Origin of the sequence: Citrobacter sp. Cf136 (assembly GCF_030333815.1) — a bacterium.
Classification (GTDB): Bacteria; Pseudomonadota; Gammaproteobacteria; order Enterobacterales; family Enterobacteriaceae; genus Citrobacter; species Citrobacter freundii.
The window spans coordinates 238,262-264,215 of sequence record NZ_JAOWFE010000037.1 but is presented as its reverse complement, the minus strand read 5'-3'; the positions used below and the strand labels follow the sequence as shown (position 1 = coordinate 264,215).

The window sequence follows — 25,954 nt, the reverse complement described above, 5'->3', positions numbered from 1 at the left end:
GGTTGTTGGCTTCGCGGAACTGGGATGTTCTCATAAGCAATCACATTCCCTGTCGTCAGAATCATCCCGAAGACATTCCGAAAAATAAGACGCGCATTATAGCGGCATCACTTTTATGAGTCGAGAACGGTTATCGCGCGTTGCTGCGGCTTTTTTCACAATTCCCGGCTAATTTTTGTCTGAATACTGTACGACTGCCCCAGAATTCAGACAAAACAAAACGGCCCGCAGGCCGTTTTCACATAATCTGTAGCAACATACTGGAAAAGCGTCGGTTGTTGCAAATCCGTTTTACGCGATGCTTCCCGCCCCACGACACGGAGGCGATGCAAAAATCGTATCCTGCAACGCTTCCCACTCCTTAATGGTGTAGGTATGCAGGGCAAGAGCATGAACGGTTGTGGAAAGCTCCGCCGTTAACGTGCTGTAAATCATCCGATGACGATTAAGAAAACGTTCACCTGTAAAGCGATCGCTAACCAGCACAACCTTAAAGTGGCTTTCAGAACCAGCCGGGACATTGTGACGATAGCTTTCATCCACAACTTCGAGGAACACGGGTTCGAACGCTGCCCTTAATTTTTCTTCTATTTGCTCACGAATCATCATGAAATTTTCCTCCGACAACGCTGAGATGTCACCCATCCCTTTAAATACTAGCCGCTTTTACCGTTTTCATTACACCTTAGCAACAAAAAATTAGCGCTTGTCTGATTTTCTCAGCCAAACGGATGAAGTTCACTGAATCCTCACTTCGTTTTATTGCAAAAAGTCCGTTTATGGTCTCCACAAAGTCATAAAACGGACAACACAATGAATTTACATGCGTTACCCACTTCCCCTCATCGTTGGCGATGTTATGATGGCGGGAATTTTCTCCAACCATACAATTTAGATTCGCTGAGAGCCCTGGCATGTTTAAAAAAATCCTCTTCCCGTTAGTCGCAATGTTCATGTTAGCTGGATGCGCAACGCCGCCGACCACTATTGAAGTCTCCCCGAAAATTACCCTGCCACAGCAGGACCCAAGCCTGATGGGCGTGACCGTTAGCATCAACGGTGCCGACCAGCGTCAGGATCAAGCGCTGGCAAAAGTCACCCGCGACAACCAACTGGTTACGCTGACTGCGTCCCGCGATCTGCGCTTCCTGCTGCAAGAAGTACTGGAAAAACAGATGACCGCACGCGGTTATATGATTGGACCAAACGGCGCTGTAAACCTGCAAATCATTGTTAGCCAGCTGTACGCTGACGTGTCTCAGGGTAGCGTGCGCTATAACATTGCCACCAAAGCAGATATCGCCATCATTGCGACCGCTGCTAACGGCAACAAGATGACCAAAAACTACCGCGCAAGCTATTCTGTTGAAGGCGCACTGCAGGCCTCTAACAAAAATATCGCTGACGCCGTTAACAGCGTGCTGACCGACACCATCGCTGATATGTCTCAGGACACCAGCGTTCACGATTTCATCAAGCAGAACGCTCGTTAATTTCTGCCCATATGGCCCGGCGTTCGTCGGGCCTATAGAAGCCCATGTCCAGTCATTACTTACGTATTTTTCAGCAACCACGCTCAGCTATCCTGCTTATTCTGGGGTTCGCCTCCGGTTTACCGCTCGCACTCACCTCCGGTACGCTTCAGGCGTGGATGACGGTCGAGAATATCGATCTTAAAACCATCGGTTTCTTTTCCCTGGTAGGTCAGGCCTACGTATTTAAGTTTCTCTGGTCCCCGTTGATGGACCGTTACACGCCACCGTTTTTAGGTCGACGTCGCGGCTGGCTGCTGGCGACCCAGGTGCTGTTGTTAATTTCTATCGCCGCGATGGGCTTTCTGGAGCCTGGCACACAGTTACGCTGGATGGCCGCACTCGCAGTGGTGATCGCTTTTTGCTCGGCCTCGCAGGATATCGTCTTTGATGCCTGGAAAACCGACGTGTTGCCCGCAGAAGAGCGCGGCACCGGCGCTGCTATCAGCGTGCTGGGCTATCGATTAGGGATGCTGGTTTCAGGCGGACTGGCCCTGTGGATGGCCGATCGCTGGCTGGGCTGGCAAGGGATGTACTGGCTGATGGCAGCGCTGTTGATTCCTTGTATCATCGCCACCCTGTTAGCACCTGAACCGACTGATACCATTCCGGTACCTAAAACGCTGGAACAGGCGGTTGCGGCTCCGCTGCGCGACTTCTTTGGTCGTAACAACGCCTGGCTTATCCTGCTGCTTATTGTGCTGTATAAGCTCGGGGATGCCTTCGCCATGAGCCTGACCACCACCTTTTTGATCCGCGGCGTTGGATTTGATGCGGGTGAGGTTGGTGTGGTGAATAAAACGCTCGGGCTTCTGGCAACCATCGTTGGTGCATTGTACGGCGGGATCCTGATGCAGCGCCTTTCGCTGTTCCGCGCATTGCTGATATTTGGCATTCTGCAAGGGGCGTCAAATGCAGGCTACTGGCTATTGTCCATCACTGACAAACACATGTTCAGTATGGCGGCCGCCGTCTTCTTTGAAAACCTGTGTGGCGGAATGGGCACGGCGGCGTTTGTCGCTTTATTAATGACGCTGTGCAATAAGTCCTTCTCAGCGACCCAGTTCGCCCTGCTCTCCGCGCTTTCAGCCGTTGGTCGCGTTTATGTTGGCCCGGTGGCGGGTTGGTTTGTCGAAGCACACGGCTGGCCGACATTTTATCTGTTCTCCGTGTTTGCAGCGATCCCCGGCCTCATACTGCTGCTGGTATGTCGCCAGACCCTGGAACATAGCTGGCAAAATGAAAGCTTTATTCCGCGTACGGAATTTCGTGGAGCATACAGTCTGGCATTAATGACGTTGGTAGTGGGCTGCTGCCTGCTGCTGGCTTGGCTGCTGCTGTTAACCATGAATGCGCTGGATTACACCAACTTCTCCTTCCTGCCGGAACTACTTGAAGTCTCGGTGGCGGTCGCGGTCTGCGGGGTGATTTTTGGCGGATTGCTGGATTATCTGGCTCTGCGCAAAAACCGTCTGGCGTAAAAAACCGTATTAATAAGCCGTTGTAATCACCTTGCGTAATTATAACGGCTAAATAAACAACAATTGATAAAAATAATATTTGTTATTTTGTGCGCCAAAGAATTTGGAAATTATTGACGCCTTTTATATATTTTATTTTCCTTACTCGATTCAGCCACTACAGATTTATTTTTTGTTCCCAAATTGTCTTTTTATTGATAATCAATTGTTAAGCAATTGTTTTATTTTCGTATTGGTTATACCAATTGCCCTCAGCCTGTCCCCCGCCTGCCTGCTTTCGTTATAACGTGATGTTGCAACAGGTTCTTAAAGTCAAAGCGACATATATTGCAACATATGTGACATGCACGGCAGAACCCAGTAACACAGATCCAAGGATGTTTACAGTAATGTAACCTTCCCGTAAAATGCCCTCACACTTTAAACGCCACCCGGTCCCGTGGAATTGAGGTCGTTAAATGAGACTCAGGAAATACAATAAAAGTTTGGGATGGTTGTCATTAATTGCAGGCACTGCGTTACTCAGTGGCTGTAATTCTGCGCTGCTTGACCCTAAAGGACAGATTGGACTGGAACAACGTTCACTGATACTGACGGCATTTGGCCTGATGTTGATTGTCGTTATTCCTGCCATCTTGATGGCTGTTGGTTTTGCCTGGAAGTATCGTGCAAGCAATAAAGATGCGAAGTACAGCCCGAACTGGTCACACTCCAATAAAGTGGAAGCTGTGGTCTGGACGGTGCCGATCTTAATCATCATTTTCCTTGCCGTTCTGACCTGGAAAACCACTCACGCTCTTGAGCCAAGCAAACCGCTGGCGCATGACGAGAAGCCCATTACCATCGAAGTGGTTTCCATGGACTGGAAATGGTTCTTCATCTATCCGGAACAGGGTATCGCTACCGTGAATGAAATCGCCTTCCCGGCGAATACTCCGGTTGAGTTCAAAGTGACATCCAACTCCGTGATGAACTCCTTCTTTATCCCGCGTCTGGGTAGCCAGATTTATGCCATGGCCGGTATGCAGACTCGACTGCATCTGATCGCCAACGAAGTCGGTACTTATGATGGTATCTCCGCAAGCTATAGCGGACCAGGCTTCTCCGGTATGAAGTTCAAGGCTATCGCAACAAAGGACCGCGCCGAATTCGACCAATGGGTTGCTAAAGCTAAACAGTCCACGAACACCATGAGCGACATGGCTGCGTTCGAGAAAGTGGCTGTGCCAAGCGAATACAACCAGGTGGAATACTTCTCCAACGTGAAACCCGATTTGTTTAAAGATGTTATTAACAAATTTATGGCTCACGGTAAGAGCATGGACATGACCCAACCCGAAGGTGAGCACAACGCACACGAAGGCATGGAAGGCATGGACATGAGCCACGCGGAATCCGCTCACTAAGGGGCCGAGGAAGAATACGATGTTCGGAAAATTGACGCTGGATGCAGTGCCGTTCCATGAACCCATTGTCATGGTTACGATCGCTGCCATTATCATCGGTGGTGCGGCCTTACTGGGCCTAATCACTTACTTCGGTAAGTGGACCTACCTGTGGAAAGAGTGGCTGACTTCGGTTGACCACAAACGCCTTGGCATCATGTATGTCATTGTTGCAATCGTCATGTTGATTCGTGGCTTTGCCGACGCCATCATGATGCGTAGTCAGCAAGCGCTGGCTTCTGCAGGTGAAGCGGGCTTCTTGCCACCTCACCACTATGATCAGATCTTCACGGCTCACGGCGTGATTATGATCTTCTTCGTGGCAATGCCATTTGTTATCGGTCTGATGAACCTGGTGGTTCCACTGCAGATCGGTGCACGTGACGTTGCATTCCCGTTCCTGAACAACCTGAGCTTCTGGTTCACCGTTGTCGGCGTAATCCTGGTTAACCTGTCTCTGGGCGTGGGTGAATTCGCGCAGACCGGTTGGCTGGCGTATCCGCCGCTCTCGGGAATAGAGTACAGTCCAAGCGTCGGGGTCGATTATTGGATATGGGCAGTCCAGTTGTCCGGTATTGGTACAACCCTGACCGGTATCAACTTCTTTGTGACCATCATTAAGATGCGTGCACCAGGAATGACCATGTTCAAGATGCCGGTATTCAGCTGGGCGTCTCTGTGCGCGAACATCCTGATTATCGCCTCTTTCCCAATCCTGACGGTTACCGTCGCGTTGCTGACCCTGGATCGCTATCTGGGTACCCATTTCTTTACCAACGATATGGGCGGCAACATGATGATGTACATCAACCTGATTTGGGCCTGGGGCCATCCGGAAGTGTACATCCTGGTTCTGCCGGTCTTCGGGGTGTTCTCCGAAATCGCAGCAACCTTCTCACGTAAACGTCTGTTTGGTTACACCTCGCTGGTGTGGGCAACCGTGTGTATCACCGTTCTGTCGTTCGTTGTTTGGCTGCACCACTTCTTCACCATGGGTGCAGGCGCTAACGTAAACGCCTTCTTCGGTATTACCACCATGATTATCGCCATCCCGACCGGGGTGAAGATCTTCAACTGGCTGTTCACCATGTATCAGGGCCGTATCGTATTCCACTCAGCGATGCTGTGGACGATTGGCTTTATCGTGACCTTCTCAGTCGGCGGCATGACCGGCGTACTGCTGGCGGTTCCGGGTGCAGACTTCGTACTGCACAACAGTCTGTTCCTGATTGCGCACTTCCATAACGTTATCATCGGCGGCGTCGTATTTGGCTGCTTCGCAGGTATGACCTACTGGTGGCCAAAAGCGTTTGGCTTCACGCTGAACGAAACCTGGGGTAAACGCGCATTCTGGTTCTGGATCATCGGCTTCTTCGTGGCATTTATGCCGCTGTACGTGCTGGGCTTCATGGGTATGACCCGTCGCCTCAGCCAGCAGATTGACCCGCAGTTCCATCCGATGCTGGTCGTTGCCGCCTGCGGTGCCGCGCTGATTGCATTGGGTATCCTGTGCCAGCTGATTCAGATCTACGTTTCTATTCGCGACCGCGAGCAGAACCGTGACCTGACCGGTGACCCATGGGGTGGTCGTACGCTGGAGTGGGCAACATCTTCCCCGCCTCCGTTCTATAACTTTGCCGTTGTGCCGCACGTTCACGAGCGTGATGCCTTCTGGGAAATGAAAGAAAAAGGTGAAGCGTACAAGCAGCCTGCGCACTATGAAGAAATTCATATGCCGAAGAACAGCGGTGCCGGTATCGTCATTACCGCCTTCGCAACACTGTTTGGTTTCGCCATGATCTGGCATATCTGGTGGCTGGCGATTGCAAGCTTCGCAGGCATGATCATCAGCTGGATTGTGAAAAGCTTTGATGAAGACGTGGATTACTACGTGCCGGTCCCGGAAGTCGAAAAACTGGAAAACCAGCATTTCGATGAGATTACTAAGGCAGGGCTGAAAAATGGCAACTGATACTTTAACGCACGCGACTGCCCACGCGCACGAACACGGGCACCACGATGCAGGCCAGACCAAGATCTTCGGATTCTGGGTCTACCTGATGAGCGACTGCATTCTGTTCTCTATTCTGTTTGCAACCTATGCCGTTCTGGTGAACGGCACCGCAGGTGGCCCAACAGGTAAAGACATTTTTGAACTGCCGTTCGTTCTGGTTGAAACATTCCTGCTGTTATTCAGCTCCATTACTTACGGCATGGCAGCGATTGCCATGTACAAGAACAACAAGAGCCAAGTTATCTCCTGGCTGGCGTTGACCTTCTTGTTCGGTGCCGGATTCATCGGGATGGAACTCTATGAATTCCATCACCTGATTGTTAACGGCATGGGCCCGGATCGTAGCGGTTTCCTGTCTGCGTTCTTCGCGCTGGTCGGCACGCACGGTCTGCACGTCACCTCCGGTCTTATCTGGATGGCGGTTCTGATGGTGCAAGTCGCTCGTCGCGGCCTGACCAGTACTAACCGTACCCGCATCATGTGCCTGAGCCTGTTCTGGCACTTCCTGGATGTGGTATGGATCTGTGTGTTCACTGTTGTTTATCTGATGGGGGCGATGTAATGAGTCATGCTAACGAGAGCGGCGGCGCATCCCATGGCAGCGTAAAAACCTACATGACAGGTTTTATCCTGTCGATCATCCTGACGGTCATTCCGTTCTGGATGGTGATGACAGGTTCTGCCTCTCCGGCCGTCATTCTGGGAACTATTCTGGCAATGGCAGTGGTACAGATTCTGGTGCACCTGGTGTGCTTCCTGCACATGAATAGCAAATCTGATGAAGGTTGGAACATGACGGCCTTTGTCTTTACTGTGCTAATCATCGCCATCCTGGTTGTGGGCTCCATCTGGATTATGTGGAACCTTAACTACAACATGATGATGCACTAAGAGCGGCGATTATGATGTTTAAGCAATACCTGCAAGTAACGAAACCAGGCATCATCTTTGGCAACCTGATCTCGGTGATTGGGGGGTTCCTGCTGGCCTCGAAAGGCAGCATTGATTATCCCCTGTTTATCTACACGCTGGTTGGGGTGTCACTGGTTGTGGCGTCGGGTTGTGTATTTAACAACTACATCGACAGGGATATCGACAGGAAGATGGAGAGGACCAAAAACCGCGTGCTGGTTAAAGGTCTGATTTCCCCTGCGGTCTCACTGGTATACGCCACCCTGCTGGGTATTGCTGGCTTTATGCTGCTGTGGTTTGGCGCGAACCCTCTGGCCTGCTGGCTGGGGGTAATGGGCTTCGTGGTCTATGTGGGCGTCTATAGCCTGTACATGAAGCGCCATTCCGTTTATGGCACGCTGATTGGCTCACTCTCCGGCGCTGCGCCGCCGGTGATTGGCTACTGCGCCGTAACCGGTGAGTTCGATAGCGGTGCGCTGATTCTGCTGGCTATTTTCAGCCTGTGGCAGATGCCGCACTCTTACGCGATTGCGATTTTCCGCTTTAAGGATTATCAGGCTGCCAACATCCCAGTACTGCCGGTGGTGAAAGGCATTTCAGTCGCGAAAAACCATATCACGCTGTATATCATCGCATTTGCTATCGCCACGCTGATGCTAACCCTGGGCGGCTATGCAGGTTATAAATACCTGATTGTTGCTGCGGCGGTGAGCGTCTGGTGGTTGGGCATGGCGCTGCGCGGTTATAAAGTGGAAGATGACAAAGTCTGGGCGCGCAAGCTGTTCGGTTTCTCCATCATCGCCATTACCGCGCTTTCCGTGATGATGTCCGTCGACTTTATGGTGCCAAACTCGCAGAACCTGCTGACTTACGTCTGGTAAGTTAATCGTCACATCTTCTATGCCGGATGGCGGCTGACGCCTTATCCGGCCTACAAAAAAGCACATTGCTTGTAGGCCGGATAAGATACGTGAGTATCGTCATCCGGCATTTTCGTTTCCAGCCGACTCCCCTCACAACCCCAACATTTGTTAATAAAGCGCATATTTACCCAGCCTGCTTAGCGCTTTACACTAGGCGCGAAATTAATACAGAGGTGGGAATGAACGATTACAAAATGACGCCCGGTGAGTTGCGCGCCACCTGGGGTTTAGGGACCGTATTCTCGTTGCGCATGCTTGGCATGTTTATGGTTCTACCGGTTCTGACCACGTACGGTATGGCGCTACAGGGCGCCAGCGAAGCGTTGATTGGCCTTGCCATCGGCATTTACGGCCTGGCGCAAGCCGTCTTCCAGATCCCCTTTGGTCTGCTCTCTGACCGCATTGGTCGTAAGCCGCTTATTGTCGGCGGACTGGCTGTATTCGTTCTCGGCAGCGTGATTGCCGCGCTCTCCGATTCAATCTGGGGCATTATTCTTGGTCGCGCATTGCAAGGTTCCGGAGCAATTGCCGCGGCCGTGATGGCGCTGCTTTCCGACTTAACCCGCGAGCAAAACCGCACCAAAGCGATGGCGTTTATCGGCGTCAGCTTTGGTATCACCTTTGCCATTGCGATGGTGCTGGGGCCAATCGTTACCCATGCGCTGGGGCTCCACGCGCTGTTCTGGATGATTGCCGCCCTTGCTACCACGGGTATCGTGCTGACCATTTGGGTCGTTCCCAATAGCACCAGCCACGTACTAAACCGTGAATCGGGCATGGTAAAAGATAGCTTCAGCAAAGTGCTGGCGGAGCCCAAACTGCTGAAGCTCAATTTCGGCATTATGTGCCTGCACATTTTGCTGATGTCCACTTTCGTCGCGTTACCAGGACAACTGGCGAAAGCCGGTTTCCCCGCCGCAGAACACTGGAAAATTTATCTGGTGACGATGCTGCTATCCTTTGTTTCCGTGGTGCCGTTCATCATTTACGCCGAAGTGAAGCGCCGGATGAAACGCGTGTTCCTCGCCTGCGTGTTACTAATCCTTATTGCAGAGATTGTATTGTGGAGCGCTAACGTGCGTTTCTGGGGTCTGATTGCGGGCGTGCAGATTTTCTTCCTCGCCTTCAACCTGATGGAAGCCCTCCTCCCCTCGCTTATCAGCAAAGAATCGCCTGCGGGTTACAAAGGCACGGCAATGGGTGTTTACTCCACCAGCCAGTTTCTTGGCGTGGCGATTGGCGGTTCGCTCGGCGGTTGGGTGGTTGAAATGTTTGATGGTCAGGCCGTATTTCTGGCCGGTGCGCTACTGGCGGCAGTTTGGTTGATTGTGGCAAGCACAATGAAAGAGCCACCGTACGTCAGCAGCCTGCGTGTGGAAATTCCACCAGAAATTGCCGCAGATGACACGTTAAAGCAGCGCCTGCTGGCGAAAGAAGGAATAAGCGAAGTGTTAATTGTGGCGAAAGAGCATTCGGCCTACGTGAAAATCGACAGCAAAGTCACCAATCGATTTGAGGTTGAGCAGACCATCAGCCAGACGTGATGATTACCGGATGGTAACTAACGTCTCGTCCGGCCTACAAATAGCGTGTGCGACCTGTAGGCCGGATCAGGCATTACGACTTAATCACGGAAGTTTTTAAACTGGAACGGCTGGCCGAGATCGCCACCGCGAACCAGCGCCATGACGGATTGCAGATCGTCACGCGCCTTACCGGTCACACGAATTTCTTCACCCTGAATCTGCGCCTGCACCTTCAGCTTGCTGTCTTTGATCAGCTTAACGATTTTCTTTTGCACCGCGCTTTCAATGCCCTGCTTCAGCTTAGCTTCAACAAACCAGGTTTTACCGCTGTGCACGAAAGTTTCTGGTACGTCCAGTGAGGTGCCTTCAATACCGCGTTTCAGCAGCTTGGCACGCAAAATATCCAGCAGCTGATTAACCTGAAAATCAGACTCGCTCAGCACCTTAATCGTCTTATTTGACTCATTCAGCTCAAAAGTGGCTTCAACGCCACGAAAATCAAAGCGTGACTCGACTTCACGGCTGGCGTTATCCACCGCGTTACGGGCTTCCTGAAGATCAACTTCAGAGACAATATCGAAAGATGGCATCTTTTCCTCTCCCTTCATTTTTGATGCGAAGCATAATACCTGCAAAGTTACTCAACAGACAGCGCTATACTAGGCTGTATCCTTTCATTGTACGTGGTAGCGACATCTGCGAACAATAATAGGGTGCGGTCGATATGGATTAACACCTGGTGCTGTTGCAGGTGAGGAGGAAGAATGAAAATTACCGTACTGGGATGTGGAGCGTTAGGACAGCTATGGCTTACAGCGCTGTGCAAACATGGACATGAGGTGCAAGGGTGGCTGCGCGTACCGCAACCCTACTGCAGCGTAAACCTGATCGACACGGATGGCTCAGTTTTTAATGAATCCCTGACGGCAAATGATCCCGACTTTTTGGCAAAAAGTGACCTGCTGCTAGTCACCCTGAAGGCCTGGCAGGTTTCTGATGCGGTAAAAGGCCTGTCTGCAATTCTGCCTGAAACCACGCCCATTCTGCTTATTCACAACGGCATGGGGACGATTGAAGAGTTACATAACATTAAGCAACCCTTGCTGATGGGAACCACCACCCACGCAGCACGCCGTGACGGGAACGTCATCATTCATGTCGCTCAGGGAACAACGCGTATTGGGCCGGCGCGTGAGCAAGACGGCGATTTCAGCTATCTGGCTGAAACCCTGCAAGAGGTGCTGCCGGACGTCGCCTGGCATAACACTATTCGCGCCGAGCTTTGGCGCAAGCTGGCCGTCAACTGCGTCATTAACCCGCTGACCGCATTATGGGATTGCCCAAACGGTGAGTTACGCCATCATCCGGAAAAAATAGCGCTCATCTGCGAGGAAGTAGCAGCGGTGATCGAACGCGAAGGCCACCACACATCAGCGGATGATTTACGCTATTATGTCGAGCAAGTGATTGACAGTACGGCGGAAAATATCTCATCTATGCTGCAGGACATTCGCGCCATGCGTCATACCGAGATCGACTACATTACCGGTTATTTGTTAAAACGTGCACGCGCGCACGGCATCGCCGTTCCGGAAAATGCCCGCCTGTTTGAAATGGTTAAAAGAAAGGAAAGTGAGTATGAGCGCTCAAGCACTGGTATGTCTCGCCCCTGGTAGTGAAGAAACCGAAGCGGTTACTACTATCGATCTACTGGTTCGCGGCGGAATTAAGGTCACAACCGCCAGCGTCGCCAGCGATGGCAACCTGACGATCGTGTGCTCGCGCGGTGTGAAACTGCTGGCGGATGCGCCATTAGTCGAAGTTGCTGACGGCGATTTCGACATTATCGTACTGCCGGGCGGTATTAAAGGCGCCGAGTGTTTTCGCGACAGCCCTCTGCTGGTCGAAACCGTGAAGCAGTTTCATCGCTCCGGACGCATTGTCGCGGCAATCTGTGCCGCGGCTGCCACCGTCCTCGTCCCGCACGATATTTTCCCCATCGGTAACATGACCGGTTTTCCGGCGCTGAAAGACCAAATCCCCGCTGATCAATGGCAGGACAAGCGCGTCGTATGGGATCCGCGCGTCAACCTGTTAACCAGCCAGGGACCGGGAACCTCAATCGATTTCGGTTTGAAAATCATTGATCTTCTGGTCAGTCGTGAAAAGGCTTACGAAGTTGCATCACAACTGGTGATGGCAGCGGGAATTTATAACTACTACGAGTAACAAATATGATATGCCCGATGGCGTTGCACTTGTCGGGTATATTGCCGCCTCCAAATATATATTCTGGTTTTCACTTTTTCGCATTCTCACGGAGCTTTTTATTGATAAACTCCCGCATGGAAGTACGCGGATAATCAGCCAACGCAGCGGGTATCCACAAAAATCCAAGCGTACCTAAATCATAATAATCAATACCATCATGTGTAGTAACGCCCTTCAGCCGTTCCCACGCAACAAAAGAATAGTAGTCATCAACACTCCAGGAAATGCCCGAGTCGGTAATCTGCAGATTATATCCGCTGTGAATTCCGCTATTAGATTCGTAAAAACTATGGTGTGAACGCCGTGAATAATTTGCAAAGAGTAAACGAGCCACCAATATGCCGAGGATATAACATCCCAGACAAATAGATATTACCCCTTCTCCCTGGAGTTTAAAGAGATATTCACCCGTTTCTCTCGACCAACTTCTGAATACAACCTTATACGTGCCCAAAAAATAGCTAATACAACATAGCACGACAGCAATACAGAGCCATATCAACAACTTCTCAAGCCTACGATGATGTGCAGGCAACCACCGCAACGCCAGCCGACCGCCCCAAAGATATTGCGCGAACGATAATGAACCGCCCGGCACGCTGACGCTGAATAGTGCCTGTTTCTGATGATCCGACATCATAATCAATGCTCCGTCCCTGTATTAATCAAATATGTTCTTTATATTTTTGGCTTACGTAGCCATGTAACTGATGCAGTTTCCGGAAGATAGTGGTCACTTTATGCCATATAATTTGTTTGTGAATAAGTTTTATTGGGCGTCACCATTTTGCTAAGGCGCGTTGATACACTATGCTCTACCATAAGGGATAATGTAATTGGCGCAACTATAGAATACAGAATCTAAAATGGCATTGCCTTATCCATAAACGCACATAAAAAAACCTCGCATCGCGAGGTTTTTTTTGCTACAAGCGTAACGCTTACGGGCGATACACCTTCACGTTCTCAAAGCCCTGCTCGCGCAGATACAGCGCCTGCAGGCGGCTCATCACCCCGCGTTCACACCACAGCAGCCAGGTTTTGCTCTGGTCCAGATCGCCGAATTTGGTGCTCAGCTTGTAGAACGGCAGAGAAACGACGTCCACGCCGTCAACCTTCAGCGGTTTATCATCCTGTTCATCCACAGAACGGATATCCAGGATCACATCGTTCGGGCCGAAACCGCTCACGGTTTCCACTTCTACCACGGTTTGCTGCGTCTGCTGGGCGATATCGCGAATATCAATATTATTCGCTTCTTCAACCACTTTATCGAGGATAGAGAAATCGAAGTTTTCTTCTTCGGCCTCAATCTTCGATTTGATCGCTTTCACCGTCGGGCTTTTTGAAATTACACCGCAGTATTCCGGCATGGTACGAGCAAAATCCTCGGTGCCAATTTCACGCGCCAGATTGATGATGTGCTCTTTATCATGGGAGATAAGTGGGCGCAGGATCAGGGTGTCTGATACGTTATCGATCAAACGCAGGTTGGTCAGCGTCTGACTGGACACCTGGCCCAGTGCTTCACCGGTTACCAGCGCCTGTACGCCGTAGCGCTCAGCGACTTTCGACGCCGCGCGAACCATCATACGCTTGAGAACCACGCCCATCTGGCCGTCATCAACTTTCTCCAGGATCTCACCAACCACCGGTTCAAAGTTGATAGCAACAAAACGCACGCGATGCGAACTACCGAAGCGATTCCACAGGTAATGCGCCACCTGGCGAACACCGATTTCATGCGCTGCCCCGCCAAGGTTGAAGAAGCAGTAGTGCACGCGGCAGCCGCGACGCATCAGCATGTAGCTGGACACGCCGGAGTCGAAACCACCGGAGATCAGCGACAGTACGTCTTCCTGCGTACCAATAGGGAAACCGCCAATACCTTCATAGCGGCCTTTAACCAGCAACAGACGGTCGTTTTCGATTTCAAGATTAACAGTCACGTCCGGCTTCGTCAGCTTCACGCGCGCGGATTCAATATGCTGGTTCAGTCCACCGCCAACATAACGTTCCACCTCAATGGAGCTAAACTCATGCTTACCACGACGCTTAACGCGTACGCAGAAGGTTTTACCTTCTAGTTGGTCGCGATACTGCACCAGTGCTTTCTCGAAAATATCGTGCATATCGGTAAACGGCACGTCTTCTACTTCGAGAATGTGGTGGATCCCCGGAATACGGGTCAGCGCGTCGCGAATGTCCAGACGCTGGCTTTCATCTTTAGCGCGAACCTCAACGTGATCCCAGTGACGGACAACGGCAAGGTCTTCATCATAGTGCTTTAAAACGTTACGAATGTTCCCTGTCAGAATTTTTATAAAGCGCAAACGCACAGATTGGCTTTTGATGGTGATTTCTGGGAACAATTTAATGATAAACTTCATGGCGGCAATGGTTCTTAGGCAAGTCTGAATGACTTGTAATGGAAAAAAATACAGCAGCCCATACCCGCGACTGCATCCAGGCGCGCAAGTATATCACCATCACGCGGCTACTGTGCACATTGCGCGTTATTTGCTTATCAGTGCGAGTCCGTTACCATAGTCTTGTGCTGCCAATACAGAGAGTCAGACATTCATTATGCCGAAGAAAAATGAAGCGCCCGCCAGTTTTGAAACCGCGCTGAGCGAGCTGGAACAAATTGTTACCCGTCTGGAAGGCGGCGACCTGCCGTTAGAAGAAGCGTTGAACGAATTCGAACGTGGCGTACAGTTGGCGCGTCAGGGACAGGTCAAATTGCAACAGGCTGAACAGCGCGTACAAATCCTGCTGTCAGATACTGAAGACGCGGCCCTTACGCCTTTTACACCGGATAATGAGTAAATGGATTTTACGCAGCAGTTACAGGCTTGCGTTGAGCAGGCCAACCAGGCACTGAGCCGTTTTATCGCGCCACTGCCCTTTCAGAACACTCCCGTGGTCGAAACCATGCAATATGGCGCATTATTAGGCGGTAAACGCCTGCGCCCGTTCCTGGTGTATGCGACCGGTCAGATGTTTGGTGTCAGCCTGAGTACGCTTGATGCTCCCGCTGCCGCCGTCGAATGCATTCACGCCTATTCGCTGATGCACGATGATTTACCCGCGATGGACGACGATGACCTGCGCCGCGGTCTGCCGACTTGCCACGTAAAATTTGGTGAGGCAAACGCGATCCTGGCCGGAGATGCGCTGCAAACGCTGGCATTCTCCATTATCAGCGACGCTCCAATGCCGGAAGTATCTGACCGTGACCGCATCGCGATGATCTCTGAACTGGCTCAGGCCAGCGGTATCGCCGGTATGTGCGGCGGTCAGGCGCTGGATCTGGAAGCTGAAGGTCATCAGGTTGAGCTGGATGCGCTGGAGCGTATTCACCGCCATAAAACCGGGGCATTGATTCGCGCCGCCGTACGTCTGGGAGCATTAAGCGCAGGCGATAAAGGGCGAGAATGCCTGGCAATACTCGACAAATACGCAGAAAGCATCGGTCTGGCCTTCCAGGTTCAGGATGACATCCTGGATGTGGTAGGCGATACTGCAACATTGGGTAAACGTCAGGGTGCTGACCAGCAGCTTGGCAAAAGTACCTATCCTGCACTTCTGGGTCTTGAGCAAGCCCAGAATAAAGCCCGGGATTTAATCGAGGATGCCCGCCAGTCGCTAAGTTTGCTGGCCGCACAGTCACTCGATACCTCGGCACTGGAAGCGCTAGCGGACTACATAATCCAGCGTGATAAATAAACCAACATATCCCATGAGCTTGCGATGAGTTTTGATATAGCCAAATACCCGACCCTGGCGCTGGTCGACTCCACCCAGGAGTTACGTCTGCTGCCAAAAGAGAGCCTGCCAAAGCTTTGCGACGAACTGCGCCGCTATTTGCTCGACAGCGTAAGCCGTTCCAGCGGGCACTTCGCCTCTGGTCTGGGCACGGTGGAACTCACCGTCGCGCTGCACTATGTCTACAATACCCCGTTTGACCAGTTAATCTGGGATGTAGGACATCAGGCTTACCCGCACAAAATACTGACCGGACGCCGTGATAAAATCGGCACCATTCGTCAGAAAGGCGGTTTGCATCCGTTCCCGTGGCGCGGTGAGAGCGAGTATGACGTACTGAGCGTTGGGCACTCTTCAACCTCCATTAGCGCAGGTATCGGTATTGCGGTTGCCGCTGAGAAAGAAGGCAAAGAACGTCGTACCGTATGTGTGATTGGCGACGGCGCTATCACCGCCGGGATGGCGTTTGAAGCGATGAACCACGCAGGCGATATTAAGCCCGACATGCTGGTTATCCTCAACGACAATGAAATGTCGATTTCAGAGAACGTTGGCGCGCTGAACAATCATCTGGCGCAACTACTCTCTGGCAAACTCTACTCCTCGCTGCGCGAAGGCGGGAAAAAAGTCTTCTCCGGCGTGCCGCCAATTAAAGAGTTGCTCAAACGTACCGAAGAACACATTAAAGGCATGGTTGTGCCGGGTACGCTGTTTGAAGAACTGGGCTTTAACTATATCGGTCCGGTGGACGGGCACGACGTGCTGGGGCTTATTACCACACTGAAGAACATGCGCGATCTGAAAGGCCCGCAGTTCCTGCACATCATGACCAAAAAAGGTCGTGGTTACGAGCCGGCAGAAAAAGATCCAATCACCTTCCACGCGGTACCAAAATTCGATCCGTCCAGCGGATGCCTGCCGAAAAGCAGCGGTGGCCTGCCGAGCTATTCAAAAATCTTCGGTGACTGGCTGTGCGAAACCGCGGCGAAAGACAATAAGCTGATGGCAATCACCCCGGCGATGCGCGAAGGCTCCGGTATGGTGGAATTTTCACGTAAGTTTCCGGACCGCTACTTCGATGTGGCGATCGCCGAACAGCACGCGGTGACGTTTGCTGCCGGTCTGGCGATTGGCGGCTATAAGCCGGTCGTGGCTATTTACTCGACCTTCCTGCAGCGCGCCTACGATCAGGTGCTGCATGATGTCGCCATCCAGAAACTGCCAGTTCTGTTCGCCGTTGACCGGGCAGGAATTGTTGGCGCAGATGGACAAACCCATCAAGGGGCGTTCGATCTTTCCTTCCTGCGCTGCATCCCGGAAATGGTCATTATGACCCCGAGTGATGAAAACGAATGCCGCCAGATGCTGTTCACCGGCTATCACTACAACGACGGTCCAACGGTCGTGCGCTACCCGCGCGGTAACGCGGTGGGCGTAGAGTTGACCCCGCTGGAACAACTGCCTATCGGGAAAGGTATAGTGAGACGTCACGGGGAGAAAGTGGCAATTCTCAACTTCGGTACCCTGATGCCGGAAGCCGCTCAGGTCGCAGAGTCGATGAACGCCACGCTGGTCGATATGCGTTTTGTGAAACCCCTGGATGAAACGTTGATCCTTGAAATGGCTGCCCAACACGAGGTGCTGGTTACCATTGAAGAGAACGCCATTATGGGTGGTGCTGGCAGCGGTGTAAACGAAGTGCTGATGGCCCATCGTAAGCCCGTCCCGGTGCTGAACATTGGCCTACCAGACTTCTTCATCCCGCAGGGAACTCAGGATGAAGCTCGCGCCGATCTGGGTCTGAATGCCGTCGGAATTGAGGCCAAAATCAAGGCCTGGCTGGCATAATCCCCTCCCCGCTCCTGCTATGCTTAATTCATCACGAGCTAAGCAGGAGTGGATTGATGAAATACAACATCTTAGGAAAAACCGACCTACGGGTCTCCCGCCTTTGCCTGGGCTGCATGACGTTTGGCGAGCCTAATCGCGGCAATCACGCCTGGACGCTACCTGAAGAAAGCAGCCGCCCGATAATCAAACACGCCCTTGAGGGCGGCATTAACTTTTTCGATACCGCCAACAGCTACTCCGCTGGCAGTAGCGAAGAGATTGTCGGTCGCGCGCTGCGTGATTTCGCCCGCCGCGAAGATATCGTGGTCGCTACCAAGGTTTTTCACCAGGTTGATGATTTAGCAGAAGGATTATCCCGCGCACAAATCCTGCGCTCAATCGACGACAGCCTCAGACGTCTGGGTATGGACTATGTCGACATCCTGCAAATTCACCGCTGGGATTACAACACACCTATTGAAGAAACCCTTGAGGCTCTAAACGACGTCGTGAAAGCCGGTAAAGCGCGCTATATCGGCGCCTCCTCCATGCACGCTTCGCAATTTGCTCAGGCGCTGGCCTTACAGAAGCAACACGGCTGGGCGCAGTTCGTTAGCATGCAGGATCACTACAATCTGATCTACCGCGAAGAAGAACGCGAAATGCTGCCACTGTGCTACCAGGAAGGTGTGGCAGTGATCCCCTGGAGTCCACTGGCACGTGGACGCCTGACGCGCCCATGGGGAGAAACGACAGCACGTCTGGTTTCCGATGAAGTCGGTAAAAATTTGTACAACGAGAGCGATGAAAACGACGCGCAAATTGCCGCACGGCTGACCGGCGTCAGTGGGGAACTGGGCGTAACGCGCGCGCAGGTTGCGCTGGCCTGGCTGCTGAGCAAACCGGGTGTAGCAGCGCCGATTATCGGCACATCGCGCGAGGAACAGCTGGATGAGTTGCTCAATGCGGTGGATTTAACGCTGAAGCCGGAGCAGATTGCCGAGCTGGAAACACCGTACAAACAGCATCCGGTGGTGGGATTTAAATAAGTATTGGCGATGGCTAATTGTAGGCCGGATAAGCATAGCGCATCCGGCACTGATTGCCCGATGGCGCGACGCTTATCGGGCCTACAACAGCCCCCAAAAGGGTTAAATGATACCTACCGGCCAGTGATGACCGATAAAATACAAAATTCCGGCAGAGAGTATTCCGGCCACAATATCGTCGATCATGATCCCCGTCCCGCCATGCACGTTGCGATCGAACCAACGAATCGGCCACGGCTTCCACATATCCAGAATACGGAAAATCACAAATCCGGCGGCAACCCACTGCCAGTCATTGGTCGGCAGCGCCATCAGGGTAATCCACATCCCGACAAACTCGTCCCAGACAATGCTACCGTGATCGTGCACACCCATATCTTTCGCCGTTTGATGGCACAGATAAACGCCGATACAGATAGATAACATCACCACCAGTGAATACAGCTGCCACGGTAGAAAGGTCATTAAATACCAAAAAGGGATCGCCGCCAGCGATCCCATCGTGCCAGGAACAATTGGGCTCAACCCGCTGCCAAAACCGGTGGCTAGCAGGTGCCACGGATTGCGCATACTCAGGCGGCTTTTGGCGACATCTTTTTTAAGGCGCGGCAAAATGGTCATATCCTTTCCAGTCAAACGTGACGGATTTTCCATCGCGCGTAAAGTGAATGCCTTCCACGTCTGCGCTCATCTGCCCAATGCAGGTAAACGCTGCGCCGAGATTTCCCAGCGCCACATCCAGCGCACCACGGTTAATTTCCGGTACGGTAAAGCATAACTCATAATCTTCACCGCCCGAGAGCGCCCAGCGTAGGGCCTGTTCCGGCTCAACGTGCCGGGCGAATGCCGTGGAGTAAGGCAGCGCATCGACGTTAACCCGCGCGCCACAGCCGCTGGCATTAACGATATGCCCCAGATCGGAAATCAGGCCATCGGAGATATCGATAGCCGCACTGGCCAGATCGCGCAGGGCTTGTCCCTGTAAAATACGCGGCGTGGGACGCAGATGGCGTTTAAGCAGATAGTCTGCGTCTTTTGCATCTCCAACCTGCAACCGATTCTGTAAAATCGCCAGCCCCGCCGCGCTGTCTCCCGGCGTACCGGTAACATAAATCCAGTCCCCCGGCTTCGCACCAGAGCGTTTTAAGGCCCGCCCAATGGGGACGTAGCCATGGATACCCAACGTCATCGACAGTGGCCCACGCGTGGTGTCACCGCCAATCAGCTGCATATCATAGTAATTAAGGAGTTCAAACAGGCCATCGCTGAAGGCTTCAAGCCAGGCTTCATCAACGTCAGGTAACGTGAGTGCCAGCGTCAACCACGCAGGATCGGCCCCCATCGCCGCCAGATCGCTCAAATTCACCGCCAGTGCTTTCCAGGCGAGATCGGCGGGATCAATGTCGGGGAGGAAGTGATTGCCTGCCACCAGCGTATCGGTACTGATCGCCAGCGTCTGTTTTTCAGGGATATTCAGGAGTGCGCAGTCGTCACCAATACCGGTTTCGACATCAAGACGAGACGTTCTTACGCGGTCAAAATAACGGGCAATCAGGGAAAACTCGCCGCATGCCATACGTTATGCCTCAGCAGAAAAAAAAGAAAAAGCCGGGGACAGCGGAAACAGCTTCCACCATCCAGCCGGCCTCGGGATTACTTTTTGTTGGGGCGAATCACAGGTGCTGCTTTATCCAGTACGCCGTTCACGAATTTATGGCTATCTTCAGCGCCGAAGGTTTTCGCCAGTTCAATCGCTTCGTTGATGGCCACTTTGTACGGCACATCACTACGTTTAGACAGTTCAAACAGCGCAATACGCAGTACGGCTTTTTCTACCTGACCCAGCTCTTCTAACAGACGAGACAGGTAAGGCTTCATTAATCCATCCAGGTACGCGCTGTTAGTCGCCACCCCGGACAGCAGTTCACGGAAATACAGAACGTCGACATCTTTAACGTCCTGTTCCGCCAGGAACTGGTATTCAACATCAGCGATGTCGTTCTGGGACAACTGCCAGGAGTAGAGCGCCTGGACGGCACACTCACGGGCGCGGCGACGAGCAGCAGGTTTCACGGATTTCCCCTTACAAAAATCAGGCCTTAATGGCTTTCAATACATTAATCATTTCAAGCGCAGTCAGTGCAGCTTCTGCGCCTTTGTTGCCGGCTTTGGTGCCAGCACGTTCGATGGCTTGTTCAATACTTTCGGTGGTCAGAACACCGAAGGCTACCGGAATGCCACTGTCCTGAGCGACATGCGCCAGGCCATTGCTTGCACCGCCAGCCACATATTCGAAGTGCGCGGTACCGCCACGGATCACCGTACCGAGCGCAATCACCGCGTCGTATTTACCGGTTTTTGCCAGTGCGTCAGCGGCCAGCGGCAGCTCATATGCACCTGGAACCCAAACAACGGTAATGTTTTCATCTTTAACCTGGCCAATACGTTTCAGGGCGTCGATAGCCCCTTCCAGCAGGCTGTCATTGATAAAGTTGTTGAAACGCGCAATGGTGATGGCGACGCGAGCGTCCGGGGTAGCAACGTTAGCTTCAATAATGTTCATATTCTTCCTTCGGGTTCGATTTATGGCCCCGTAAGGGGGGCGGATTTTATCATAATATTCTGTGCGCTGCTTCCTCTAAATCAGAAAGCCTCACGCAGTCGTTAAATGCAGGCAAACGTCCGGGCCCACCTGGCGTATCTCATTGAATTTGAAATGGGGTGCGTCAGCCAGTTTCTCAAGGCCTGGAAGCACACATAATCCACGCGCATCGCTGCCTAACAGTTTAGGCGCAACATACACGATTAGCTCATCGACCAAACCGGCCTGTAATAATGCCCCCGCGAGCGTTGGGCCTGCCTCAACCCAAATACTGTTAATTTGCTGTTTGCCCAGTTGCATCATCAGCACCACCAGATCCAGATGCCCGTTATGTTCCGGCACCTTCAGGCTACGAACCGTCTCCGGCCAGCTACGGGGGTCGTCTTCAGTCCGGACAATCCAGGTTTCTCCAGGCTGTTGGACAATACGGTGCTCCGGCGTGACCTGATTCTGGCTATCCAGAACAATGCGGATTGGTTGGCGCAACTCTTCCTGCGGGTAACTCGCCTGAGTTGACTCCCCAAGCTCCGACCAACGCACGGTAAGCTGAGGGTCGTCTGCCAGCACCGTAGCACTGCTGGTTAAAATGGCATGGCTTTGCGCGCGCAAGCGTTGCACATCGCGGCGCGCCTGTGGTGAGGTAATCCACTGGCTTTCACCGCTGGCCATCGCCGTACGGCCATCAAGCGACGCGCCAAGCTTAAGCTGCAGATACGGGAATCCCGTACGCATGCGCTTGAGAAAGCCTTTATTCAGTTGCTCAACTTCGCTCATCATCAGCCCGTGGCTGACGTCGATGCCCGCCTGCTGCAAACGGTAGAGCCCACGTCCTGCGACCTGCGGATTGGGATCCTGCATCGCCGCAACCACACGCGATACACCCGCCGCAATCAGCGCATCGCAACACGGCGGCGTGCGACCATGATGACTACAGGGTTCAAGCGTCACATAGGCCGTTGCCCCTTGCGCTTTTTCTCCAGCCATCCGCAGAGCATGAACTTCGGCATGCGGTTCGCCCGCACGGTGGTGATATCCTTCACCGACGATCTCCCCATCCTTCACAATCACGCAGCCCACGTTGGGGTTGGGGTGAGTGGTAAAACGTCCGCGCGCAGCAAGCTTCAGCGCACGCGCCATGTACAATTCATCCTGCATGGCTTAGTCCTGTAGGCGAGCAATCTCTTCGCCAAATTCTTTGATGTCTTCGAAACTCCGGTAGACAGAGGCAAAGCGGATGTAGGCGACTTTATCGAGCTTTTTCAACTGCTCCATCACCAGGTTGCCAATCATCTTGCTCGGCACCTCACGCTCACCAGTCGCACGCAGCTGTGATTTGATATGGTTTAACGCCATTTCGACGTCATCCGCGCTAACAGGCCGTTTCTCAAGCGCTCTGAGCATGCCGCTACGCAGCTTTTCTTCATTAAAGGGTTCACGCACGTCGTTGCTTTTCACAACGCGCGGCATGACAAGTTCAGCCACTTCAAAAGTGGTGAAACGTTCGTTACAGACCAGACACTGCCGACGGCGGCGTACCGAGGAGCCCTCGCCTACAAGACGAGAGTCAATTACCTTAGTGTCTACGGCGAAACAGAATGGGCAATGCATACGGCGTCCTGTACCTCAGTGGTTAACAGAATCTATTTTACCCTGAACTGCCGTGACAACAAAGGCACTGCGCTTTTGAGACAAAGGATCGATGCCTTCGTGCTCAGTCCACACTACCATTATGCTATCGCGACAATGAAGGAAGTAATCACAATGACAAGACGTTACCTAAGAATTCTCCTGGTGGGAAGTCTCTTTAGTCTTAGTGCCTGCGCACAGCAAAGCGAAGTACGCCAGATGCATCAAAGCGTTAGCACATTGAATAAAGAGATGGCGCAGCTTAATCAGGAAACAGTAAAAATTACGCAACAAAATATGTTGAATGCAAAATCAACCAGCGGCGTCTATCTGCTACCGGGTTCCAAAACTCCGGCACGGCTGGACAGCCAGATTGGCACTTTACGCATGTCGCTGGTAAACATTGCACCGAACGCGGATGGTACGCGCCTGACGCTACGGATTCAGGGTGAATCCAACACGCCTTTACCCGCCTTTAGCGCCACCGTCGAGTACGGGCAAATTCAGGGCACCACGGACAATTATCAGGAAGTGAACGTTCACAACCAGTTGGTCAACGCTCCGGCGAGTATTCTTGCTCCCAGCGACGTAGACATTCCGTTGCAGATAAATGGCCTCACTCCAGAGAGGTTAGGATTTGTTCGCATCCACGACATCCAGCCTGTTAGCCAATAAACTTTTTTGCGGAACGTTTTGTGCGTTCCGCAACATCACTCCGCTCCATTTTGTTACTCCTCTGACATAACCGATATTTCTGGTAAAACTTGGCAACATTCATGAGAGCCAGTACAATTCGCCGCCTAAAGTACGCAAACGTGAACGCAATCGATTACGTAAATGATAGAACTGTGAAACAAGACATATTTTTGTGAACAATGATTTTTATAATAGGCTCCGAAGAATTACGAAATATTTAGAAACGCAAATTGCGCATTTTTCACTCCCGAAAGGGATTTCAAACAGTGGCATACATATGAAAAAAACATTACTTGCAGCCGGTGCAGTGCTGGCGCTCTCCTCGTCTTTTACTGCCAACGCAGCAGAAAATGACAAACCGCAATATCTGTCCGACTGGTGGCACCAGAGCGTTAACGTGGTGGGTAGCTATCACACCCGTTTCTCTCCGAAACTGAACAACGACGTGTATCTGGAATACGAAGCATTTGCCAAAAAAGACTGGTTTGATTTCTATGGCTACATCGATATTCCGAAAACCTTCGACTGGGGTAACGGCAACGATAAAGGTATCTGGTCTGACGGTTCCCCGTTGTTTATGGAAATCGAACCGCGTTTCTCCATCGACAAACTGACCGGCGCTGACCTGAGCTTTGGTCCGTTCAAAGAATGGTATTTCGCCAACAACTACATCTACGACATGGGTGATAACAAAGCCAGCCGCCAGAGCACCTGGTATATGGGTCTGGGTACCGATATCGATACCGGTCTGCCGATGGGTCTGTCCCTGAACGTCTATGCTAAATACCAGTGGCAGAACTATGGCGCATCCAACGAAAACGAGTGGGATGGCTACCGTTTCAAAGTGAAATACTTTGTGCCGATCACCCAGGTTTGGGGCGGCCAACTGACCTACATCGGCTTCACCAACTTCGACTGGGGCTCAGATTTGGGTGATGACCCGAACCGCACCAGCAACTCTATCGCTTCCAGCCACGTCCTGGCGCTGAACTACGATCACTGGCACTACTCTGTCGTAGCGCGTTACTTCCATAACGGCGGTCAGTGGAAAGGTGGGGATACTCTGAACTGGGGCGAAGGCGATTTCAGCGCGAAATCTACCGGTTGGGGTGGTTACCTGGTCGTAGGTTACAACTTCTAATCCAGACAATTTATCGCAAACAAGCCAGCTTAACCGCTGGCTTTTTTATGGCTGGTCTTCACAGCGTACTTTACGTAAAAAGTCACTTAGCGAACGCTCCGCAGATTCGCGAAAGTGCCTGTCGAGTGGCGTGATCTTCAGACATCGATCAACGCGAAAGCAACGATAATCATCACGCTTCTCGCACCAGCCAACCAGCAGCCAGTGCTCGCCCCAGAAAAATAATCCCAGCGGCTGAACGTCGCGCCACGAGAGGTTCCCGGACTCATCGCGATAATGCAGCGCCAGCACCTGCTGAGCTGAAACCGCGCGATGTATGAGATCGAACGCACTGCGTGAATGCGGCTGATTACCAAAATCTGGCGCGAAAATCCGCGTTTGCTCGGCTCTGCGCCGACTCTCTGGCGGCAATATCGCCAACACTTTTTCCTGTGCTGATTCCAGCGCCTGTGAGAGTGAATCCCCGCCCCATGTTTTCAGCAACCGAATCGCTACCATCAACGCTTCTGATTCGTGCTGAGTTAACATCAACGGCGGCAGATCAAACCCCGCCATTAAGCGGTATCCACTGCCCACTTCGCCTTCAATGGGCACGCCGGATAAAGAGAGATCGCGGATATCGCGATAAATCGTCCGTTCAGAAACTTCAAGACGTTCTGCCAGCAGCGCCGCCGTTGTCACTCGCCTGCCACGCAGGATTTGTACAATCTGAAACAAGCGGTCGGCGCGTCTGCTCATTTTAATCCTCAGTGCTGAAAATATTACGCGGGTTGATGTAAACCAACACGATTGCCTTCGCTGTCAGTAAATAGCGCAATCGTACCAATGTCCTGCCCCAGTTCGAGTGGGCCAAACACACACTGACCGCCAGCAGTGGCGACGCGTTCAAGCGTTGCAGTCAAATCGTCCGTATGCAGATAAATAATAGCGCCCTGCGCTGAAGGAGTAATACCTTCAAATTTAGCCAGCGCCCCGCCGGGAGCGGGATCCTGATGCGGAAATACGGCCAGCTCAGCGCAGTCCATGTTCTCCCGACGCAAAGAAACCTGCATCACTGGTTCATAAAAAGCGATGGCGCGATCCATTTGTGCTACAGGGATTTCAAACCAATTAATTACGTTGCTCATACTTCCTCCTG

General features: G+C 52.2%; 28 protein-coding genes. 16 read left to right on the top strand and 12 right to left on the bottom strand.

From position 1 onward, the window contains the following. Positions 1-291: 291 nt before the first annotated feature. A complete protein-coding gene (bolA, locus tag OGV98_RS15080) occupies positions 292-609 on the bottom strand; it encodes a transcriptional regulator BolA (protein WP_003021619.1) in 318 nt (105 codons plus the stop codon). A 305-nt stretch (positions 610-914) separates the two neighbouring features. On the opposite strand from bolA, the gene OGV98_RS15075 reads away from it, so the two are divergent. From OGV98_RS15075 to OGV98_RS15040, 8 genes are all read left to right on the top strand, one after another. Continuing rightward, the gene (locus tag OGV98_RS15075) at positions 915-1,493 is read left to right on the top strand and encodes a lipoprotein (RefSeq protein WP_003021617.1); all 579 of its coding nucleotides are present in this window, start codon (positions 915-917) and stop codon (positions 1,491-1,493) included. Between the two features lie 44 nt (positions 1,494-1,537). Then, the gene (gene ampG, locus OGV98_RS15070) at positions 1,538-3,013 is read left to right on the top strand and encodes a muropeptide MFS transporter AmpG (protein ID WP_016149701.1); all 1,476 of its coding nucleotides are present in this window, start codon (positions 1,538-1,540) and stop codon (positions 3,011-3,013) included. Positions 3,014-3,471: 458 nt separating this feature from the next. Further along, entirely contained in the window at positions 3,472-4,419 is a 948-nt protein-coding gene (gene cyoA / locus OGV98_RS15065) for a cytochrome o ubiquinol oxidase subunit II (protein ID WP_003021613.1), read from the top strand. A gap of 19 nt (positions 4,420-4,438) precedes the next feature. Then, positions 4,439-6,430, top strand: a complete 1,992-nt coding sequence (gene cyoB, locus OGV98_RS15060; protein ID WP_003021610.1) for a cytochrome o ubiquinol oxidase subunit I — start codon at positions 4,439-4,441, stop codon at positions 6,428-6,430. Next, positions 6,420-7,034 carry a cytochrome o ubiquinol oxidase subunit III gene (locus OGV98_RS15055; protein WP_003831007.1) on the top strand — a complete coding sequence of 205 codons (615 nt, stop codon included), beginning with the start codon at positions 6,420-6,422 and terminating at the stop codon, positions 7,032-7,034. The genes cyoB and OGV98_RS15055 overlap by 11 nt, the downstream gene beginning before the upstream one ends. Next, on the top strand, positions 7,034-7,363 hold the full coding sequence (locus OGV98_RS15050; RefSeq protein WP_003021607.1) for a cytochrome o ubiquinol oxidase subunit IV: 330 nt from the start codon (positions 7,034-7,036) through the stop codon (positions 7,361-7,363). The genes OGV98_RS15055 and OGV98_RS15050 overlap by 1 nt, the downstream gene beginning before the upstream one ends. 11 nt (positions 7,364-7,374) lie before the next feature. Next, complete coding sequence (gene cyoE / locus OGV98_RS15045; RefSeq protein WP_003835956.1) at positions 7,375-8,265, top strand: heme o synthase; 891 nt, start codon at positions 7,375-7,377, stop codon at positions 8,263-8,265. Between the two features lie 221 nt (positions 8,266-8,486). Then, complete coding sequence (locus tag OGV98_RS15040; RefSeq protein WP_138828269.1) at positions 8,487-9,851, top strand: MFS transporter; 1,365 nt, start codon at positions 8,487-8,489, stop codon at positions 9,849-9,851. A gap of 80 nt (positions 9,852-9,931) precedes the next feature. On the opposite strand, the gene OGV98_RS15035 is transcribed toward OGV98_RS15040, so the two are convergent. After that, positions 9,932-10,423, bottom strand: a complete 492-nt coding sequence (locus OGV98_RS15035; protein ID WP_003831002.1) for a YajQ family cyclic di-GMP-binding protein — start codon at positions 10,421-10,423, stop codon at positions 9,932-9,934. A gap of 174 nt (positions 10,424-10,597) precedes the next feature. Here OGV98_RS15035 and panE point away from each other — a divergent pair, with 174 nt between their 5' ends. Both panE and yajL read left to right on the top strand, forming a co-directional pair. Beyond that, positions 10,598-11,509 (top strand): 2-dehydropantoate 2-reductase, encoded by a 912-nt coding sequence (gene panE, locus OGV98_RS15030; RefSeq protein WP_003021593.1) that lies wholly within the window; start codon positions 10,598-10,600, stop codon positions 11,507-11,509. Further along, positions 11,472-12,062, top strand: a complete 591-nt coding sequence (yajL, locus tag OGV98_RS15025; RefSeq protein WP_003847587.1) for a protein deglycase YajL — start codon at positions 11,472-11,474, stop codon at positions 12,060-12,062. Before panE ends, yajL begins: the two co-directional genes overlap by 38 nt. A gap of 70 nt (positions 12,063-12,132) precedes the next feature. Here yajL and OGV98_RS15020 read toward each other — a convergent pair whose 3' ends face one another. Together OGV98_RS15020 and thiI are read right to left on the bottom strand one after the other, a co-directional pair. Continuing rightward, on the bottom strand, positions 12,133-12,744 hold the full coding sequence (locus OGV98_RS15020) for a hypothetical protein (RefSeq protein ID WP_149911159.1): 612 nt from the start codon (positions 12,742-12,744) through the stop codon (positions 12,133-12,135). 301 nt (positions 12,745-13,045) lie between these two features. Then, positions 13,046-14,494 (bottom strand): tRNA uracil 4-sulfurtransferase ThiI, encoded by a 1,449-nt coding sequence (gene thiI / locus OGV98_RS15015; protein ID WP_003835961.1) that lies wholly within the window; start codon positions 14,492-14,494, stop codon positions 13,046-13,048. A gap of 196 nt (positions 14,495-14,690) precedes the next feature. Here thiI and xseB point away from each other — a divergent pair, with 196 nt between their 5' ends. Genes xseB through yajO form a run of 4 tightly spaced genes read left to right on the top strand, consistent with a single transcriptional unit; the run spans position 14,691 to position 18,751 of the window. Continuing rightward, positions 14,691-14,933, top strand: coding sequence for an exodeoxyribonuclease VII small subunit (gene xseB, locus OGV98_RS15010; RefSeq protein WP_003021586.1), 243 nt, complete (start codon positions 14,691-14,693; stop codon positions 14,931-14,933). After that, positions 14,934-15,833, top strand: coding sequence for a (2E,6E)-farnesyl diphosphate synthase (gene ispA, locus OGV98_RS15005; protein WP_003021584.1), 900 nt, complete (start codon positions 14,934-14,936; stop codon positions 15,831-15,833). It abuts the gene before it with no gap. A gap of 24 nt (positions 15,834-15,857) precedes the next feature. After that, on the top strand, positions 15,858-17,720 hold the full coding sequence (gene dxs / locus OGV98_RS15000) for a 1-deoxy-D-xylulose-5-phosphate synthase (protein WP_003021581.1): 1,863 nt from the start codon (positions 15,858-15,860) through the stop codon (positions 17,718-17,720). Between the two features lie 56 nt (positions 17,721-17,776). After that, positions 17,777-18,751 carry a 1-deoxyxylulose-5-phosphate synthase YajO gene (yajO, locus tag OGV98_RS14995; protein WP_210943509.1) on the top strand — a complete coding sequence of 325 codons (975 nt, stop codon included), beginning with the start codon at positions 17,777-17,779 and terminating at the stop codon, positions 18,749-18,751. Positions 18,752-18,853: 102 nt separating this feature from the next. Here yajO and pgpA read toward each other — a convergent pair whose 3' ends face one another. From pgpA to nrdR, 6 genes are all read right to left on the bottom strand, one after another. After that, positions 18,854-19,372: a phosphatidylglycerophosphatase A gene (gene pgpA, locus OGV98_RS14990; protein ID WP_003021578.1), complete on the bottom strand. Its 519-nt coding sequence runs from the start codon at positions 19,370-19,372 to the stop codon at positions 18,854-18,856. Then, the gene (gene thiL / locus OGV98_RS14985; protein WP_032948686.1) at positions 19,350-20,327 is read right to left on the bottom strand and encodes a thiamine-phosphate kinase; all 978 of its coding nucleotides are present in this window, start codon (positions 20,325-20,327) and stop codon (positions 19,350-19,352) included. The genes pgpA and thiL overlap by 23 nt, the downstream gene beginning before the upstream one ends. A 77-nt stretch (positions 20,328-20,404) precedes the next feature. After that, positions 20,405-20,824: a transcription antitermination factor NusB gene (gene nusB, locus OGV98_RS14980; protein ID WP_000801129.1), complete on the bottom strand. Its 420-nt coding sequence runs from the start codon at positions 20,822-20,824 to the stop codon at positions 20,405-20,407. Positions 20,825-20,843: 19 nt separating this feature from the next. Further along, a complete protein-coding gene (ribH, locus tag OGV98_RS14975) occupies positions 20,844-21,314 on the bottom strand; it encodes a 6,7-dimethyl-8-ribityllumazine synthase (RefSeq protein WP_003021575.1) in 471 nt (156 codons plus the stop codon). A gap of 90 nt (positions 21,315-21,404) precedes the next feature. Then, positions 21,405-22,508, bottom strand: coding sequence for a bifunctional diaminohydroxyphosphoribosylaminopyrimidine deaminase/5-amino-6-(5-phosphoribosylamino)uracil reductase RibD (gene ribD, locus OGV98_RS14970; protein ID WP_003021573.1), 1,104 nt, complete (start codon positions 22,506-22,508; stop codon positions 21,405-21,407). Positions 22,509-22,511: 3 nt separating this feature from the next. After that, entirely contained in the window at positions 22,512-22,961 is a 450-nt protein-coding gene (nrdR, locus tag OGV98_RS14965) for a transcriptional regulator NrdR (protein ID WP_003021571.1), read from the bottom strand. 153 nt (positions 22,962-23,114) lie between these two features. Here nrdR and OGV98_RS14960 point away from each other — a divergent pair, with 153 nt between their 5' ends. Both OGV98_RS14960 and OGV98_RS14955 read left to right on the top strand, forming a co-directional pair. Beyond that, positions 23,115-23,654 carry a SadB/YajI family lipoprotein gene (locus OGV98_RS14960; protein WP_003835973.1) on the top strand — a complete coding sequence of 180 codons (540 nt, stop codon included), beginning with the start codon at positions 23,115-23,117 and terminating at the stop codon, positions 23,652-23,654. Positions 23,655-23,952: 298 nt separating this feature from the next. Further along, complete coding sequence (locus OGV98_RS14955) at positions 23,953-24,816, top strand: nucleoside-specific channel-forming protein Tsx (RefSeq protein ID WP_003021561.1); 864 nt, start codon at positions 23,953-23,955, stop codon at positions 24,814-24,816. 45 nt (positions 24,817-24,861) lie between these two features. Here OGV98_RS14955 and OGV98_RS14950 read toward each other — a convergent pair whose 3' ends face one another. Further along, complete coding sequence (locus tag OGV98_RS14950) at positions 24,862-25,554, bottom strand: helix-turn-helix transcriptional regulator (protein ID WP_003835974.1); 693 nt, start codon at positions 25,552-25,554, stop codon at positions 24,862-24,864. A 23-nt stretch (positions 25,555-25,577) separates the two neighbouring features. After that, positions 25,578-25,943: a VOC family protein gene (locus OGV98_RS14945; RefSeq protein WP_054528147.1), complete on the bottom strand. Its 366-nt coding sequence runs from the start codon at positions 25,941-25,943 to the stop codon at positions 25,578-25,580. Positions 25,944-25,954 lie beyond the last annotated feature (11 nt).

What these genes read in the sequence shown, in the direction of transcription:
- OGV98_RS15020 (WP_149911159.1), bottom strand. Translation starts at nt 12,744, where the DNA reads ATGATGTCGGATCATCAGAAACAGGCACTATTCAGCGTCAGCGTGCCG.
- panE (WP_003021593.1), top strand. Translation starts at nt 10,598, where the DNA reads ATGAAAATTACCGTACTGGGATGTGGAGCGTTAGGACAGCTATGGCTT.
- thiI (WP_003835961.1), bottom strand. Translation starts at nt 14,494, where the DNA reads ATGAAGTTTATCATTAAATTGTTCCCAGAAATCACCATCAAAAGCCAA.
- OGV98_RS15040 (WP_138828269.1), top strand. Translation starts at nt 8,487, where the DNA reads ATGAACGATTACAAAATGACGCCCGGTGAGTTGCGCGCCACCTGGGGT.
- OGV98_RS15075 (WP_003021617.1), top strand. Translation starts at nt 915, where the DNA reads ATGTTTAAAAAAATCCTCTTCCCGTTAGTCGCAATGTTCATGTTAGCT.
- pgpA (WP_003021578.1), bottom strand. Translation starts at nt 19,372, where the DNA reads ATGACCATTTTGCCGCGCCTTAAAAAAGATGTCGCCAAAAGCCGCCTG.
- OGV98_RS14955 (WP_003021561.1), top strand. Translation starts at nt 23,953, where the DNA reads ATGAAAAAAACATTACTTGCAGCCGGTGCAGTGCTGGCGCTCTCCTCG.
- OGV98_RS15050 (WP_003021607.1), top strand. Translation starts at nt 7,034, where the DNA reads ATGAGTCATGCTAACGAGAGCGGCGGCGCATCCCATGGCAGCGTAAAA.
- cyoB (WP_003021610.1), top strand. Translation starts at nt 4,439, where the DNA reads ATGTTCGGAAAATTGACGCTGGATGCAGTGCCGTTCCATGAACCCATT.
- OGV98_RS14950 (WP_003835974.1), bottom strand. Translation starts at nt 25,554, where the DNA reads ATGAGCAGACGCGCCGACCGCTTGTTTCAGATTGTACAAATCCTGCGT.
- ampG (WP_016149701.1), top strand. Translation starts at nt 1,538, where the DNA reads ATGTCCAGTCATTACTTACGTATTTTTCAGCAACCACGCTCAGCTATC.
- bolA (WP_003021619.1), bottom strand. Translation starts at nt 609, where the DNA reads ATGATGATTCGTGAGCAAATAGAAGAAAAATTAAGGGCAGCGTTCGAA.
- ribH (WP_003021575.1), bottom strand. Translation starts at nt 21,314, where the DNA reads ATGAACATTATTGAAGCTAACGTTGCTACCCCGGACGCTCGCGTCGCC.
- nrdR (WP_003021571.1), bottom strand. Translation starts at nt 22,961, where the DNA reads ATGCATTGCCCATTCTGTTTCGCCGTAGACACTAAGGTAATTGACTCT.
- OGV98_RS15055 (WP_003831007.1), top strand. Translation starts at nt 6,420, where the DNA reads ATGGCAACTGATACTTTAACGCACGCGACTGCCCACGCGCACGAACAC.
- ribD (WP_003021573.1), bottom strand. Translation starts at nt 22,508, where the DNA reads ATGCAGGATGAATTGTACATGGCGCGTGCGCTGAAGCTTGCTGCGCGC.
- thiL (WP_032948686.1), bottom strand. Translation starts at nt 20,327, where the DNA reads ATGGCATGCGGCGAGTTTTCCCTGATTGCCCGTTATTTTGACCGCGTA.
- OGV98_RS15035 (WP_003831002.1), bottom strand. Translation starts at nt 10,423, where the DNA reads ATGCCATCTTTCGATATTGTCTCTGAAGTTGATCTTCAGGAAGCCCGT.
- ispA (WP_003021584.1), top strand. Translation starts at nt 14,934, where the DNA reads ATGGATTTTACGCAGCAGTTACAGGCTTGCGTTGAGCAGGCCAACCAG.
- OGV98_RS14960 (WP_003835973.1), top strand. Translation starts at nt 23,115, where the DNA reads ATGACAAGACGTTACCTAAGAATTCTCCTGGTGGGAAGTCTCTTTAGT.
- cyoE (WP_003835956.1), top strand. Translation starts at nt 7,375, where the DNA reads ATGATGTTTAAGCAATACCTGCAAGTAACGAAACCAGGCATCATCTTT.
- OGV98_RS14945 (WP_054528147.1), bottom strand. Translation starts at nt 25,943, where the DNA reads ATGAGCAACGTAATTAATTGGTTTGAAATCCCTGTAGCACAAATGGAT.
- dxs (WP_003021581.1), top strand. Translation starts at nt 15,858, where the DNA reads ATGAGTTTTGATATAGCCAAATACCCGACCCTGGCGCTGGTCGACTCC.
- yajO (WP_210943509.1), top strand. Translation starts at nt 17,777, where the DNA reads ATGAAATACAACATCTTAGGAAAAACCGACCTACGGGTCTCCCGCCTT.
- xseB (WP_003021586.1), top strand. Translation starts at nt 14,691, where the DNA reads ATGCCGAAGAAAAATGAAGCGCCCGCCAGTTTTGAAACCGCGCTGAGC.
- yajL (WP_003847587.1), top strand. Translation starts at nt 11,472, where the DNA reads ATGAGCGCTCAAGCACTGGTATGTCTCGCCCCTGGTAGTGAAGAAACC.
- cyoA (WP_003021613.1), top strand. Translation starts at nt 3,472, where the DNA reads ATGAGACTCAGGAAATACAATAAAAGTTTGGGATGGTTGTCATTAATT.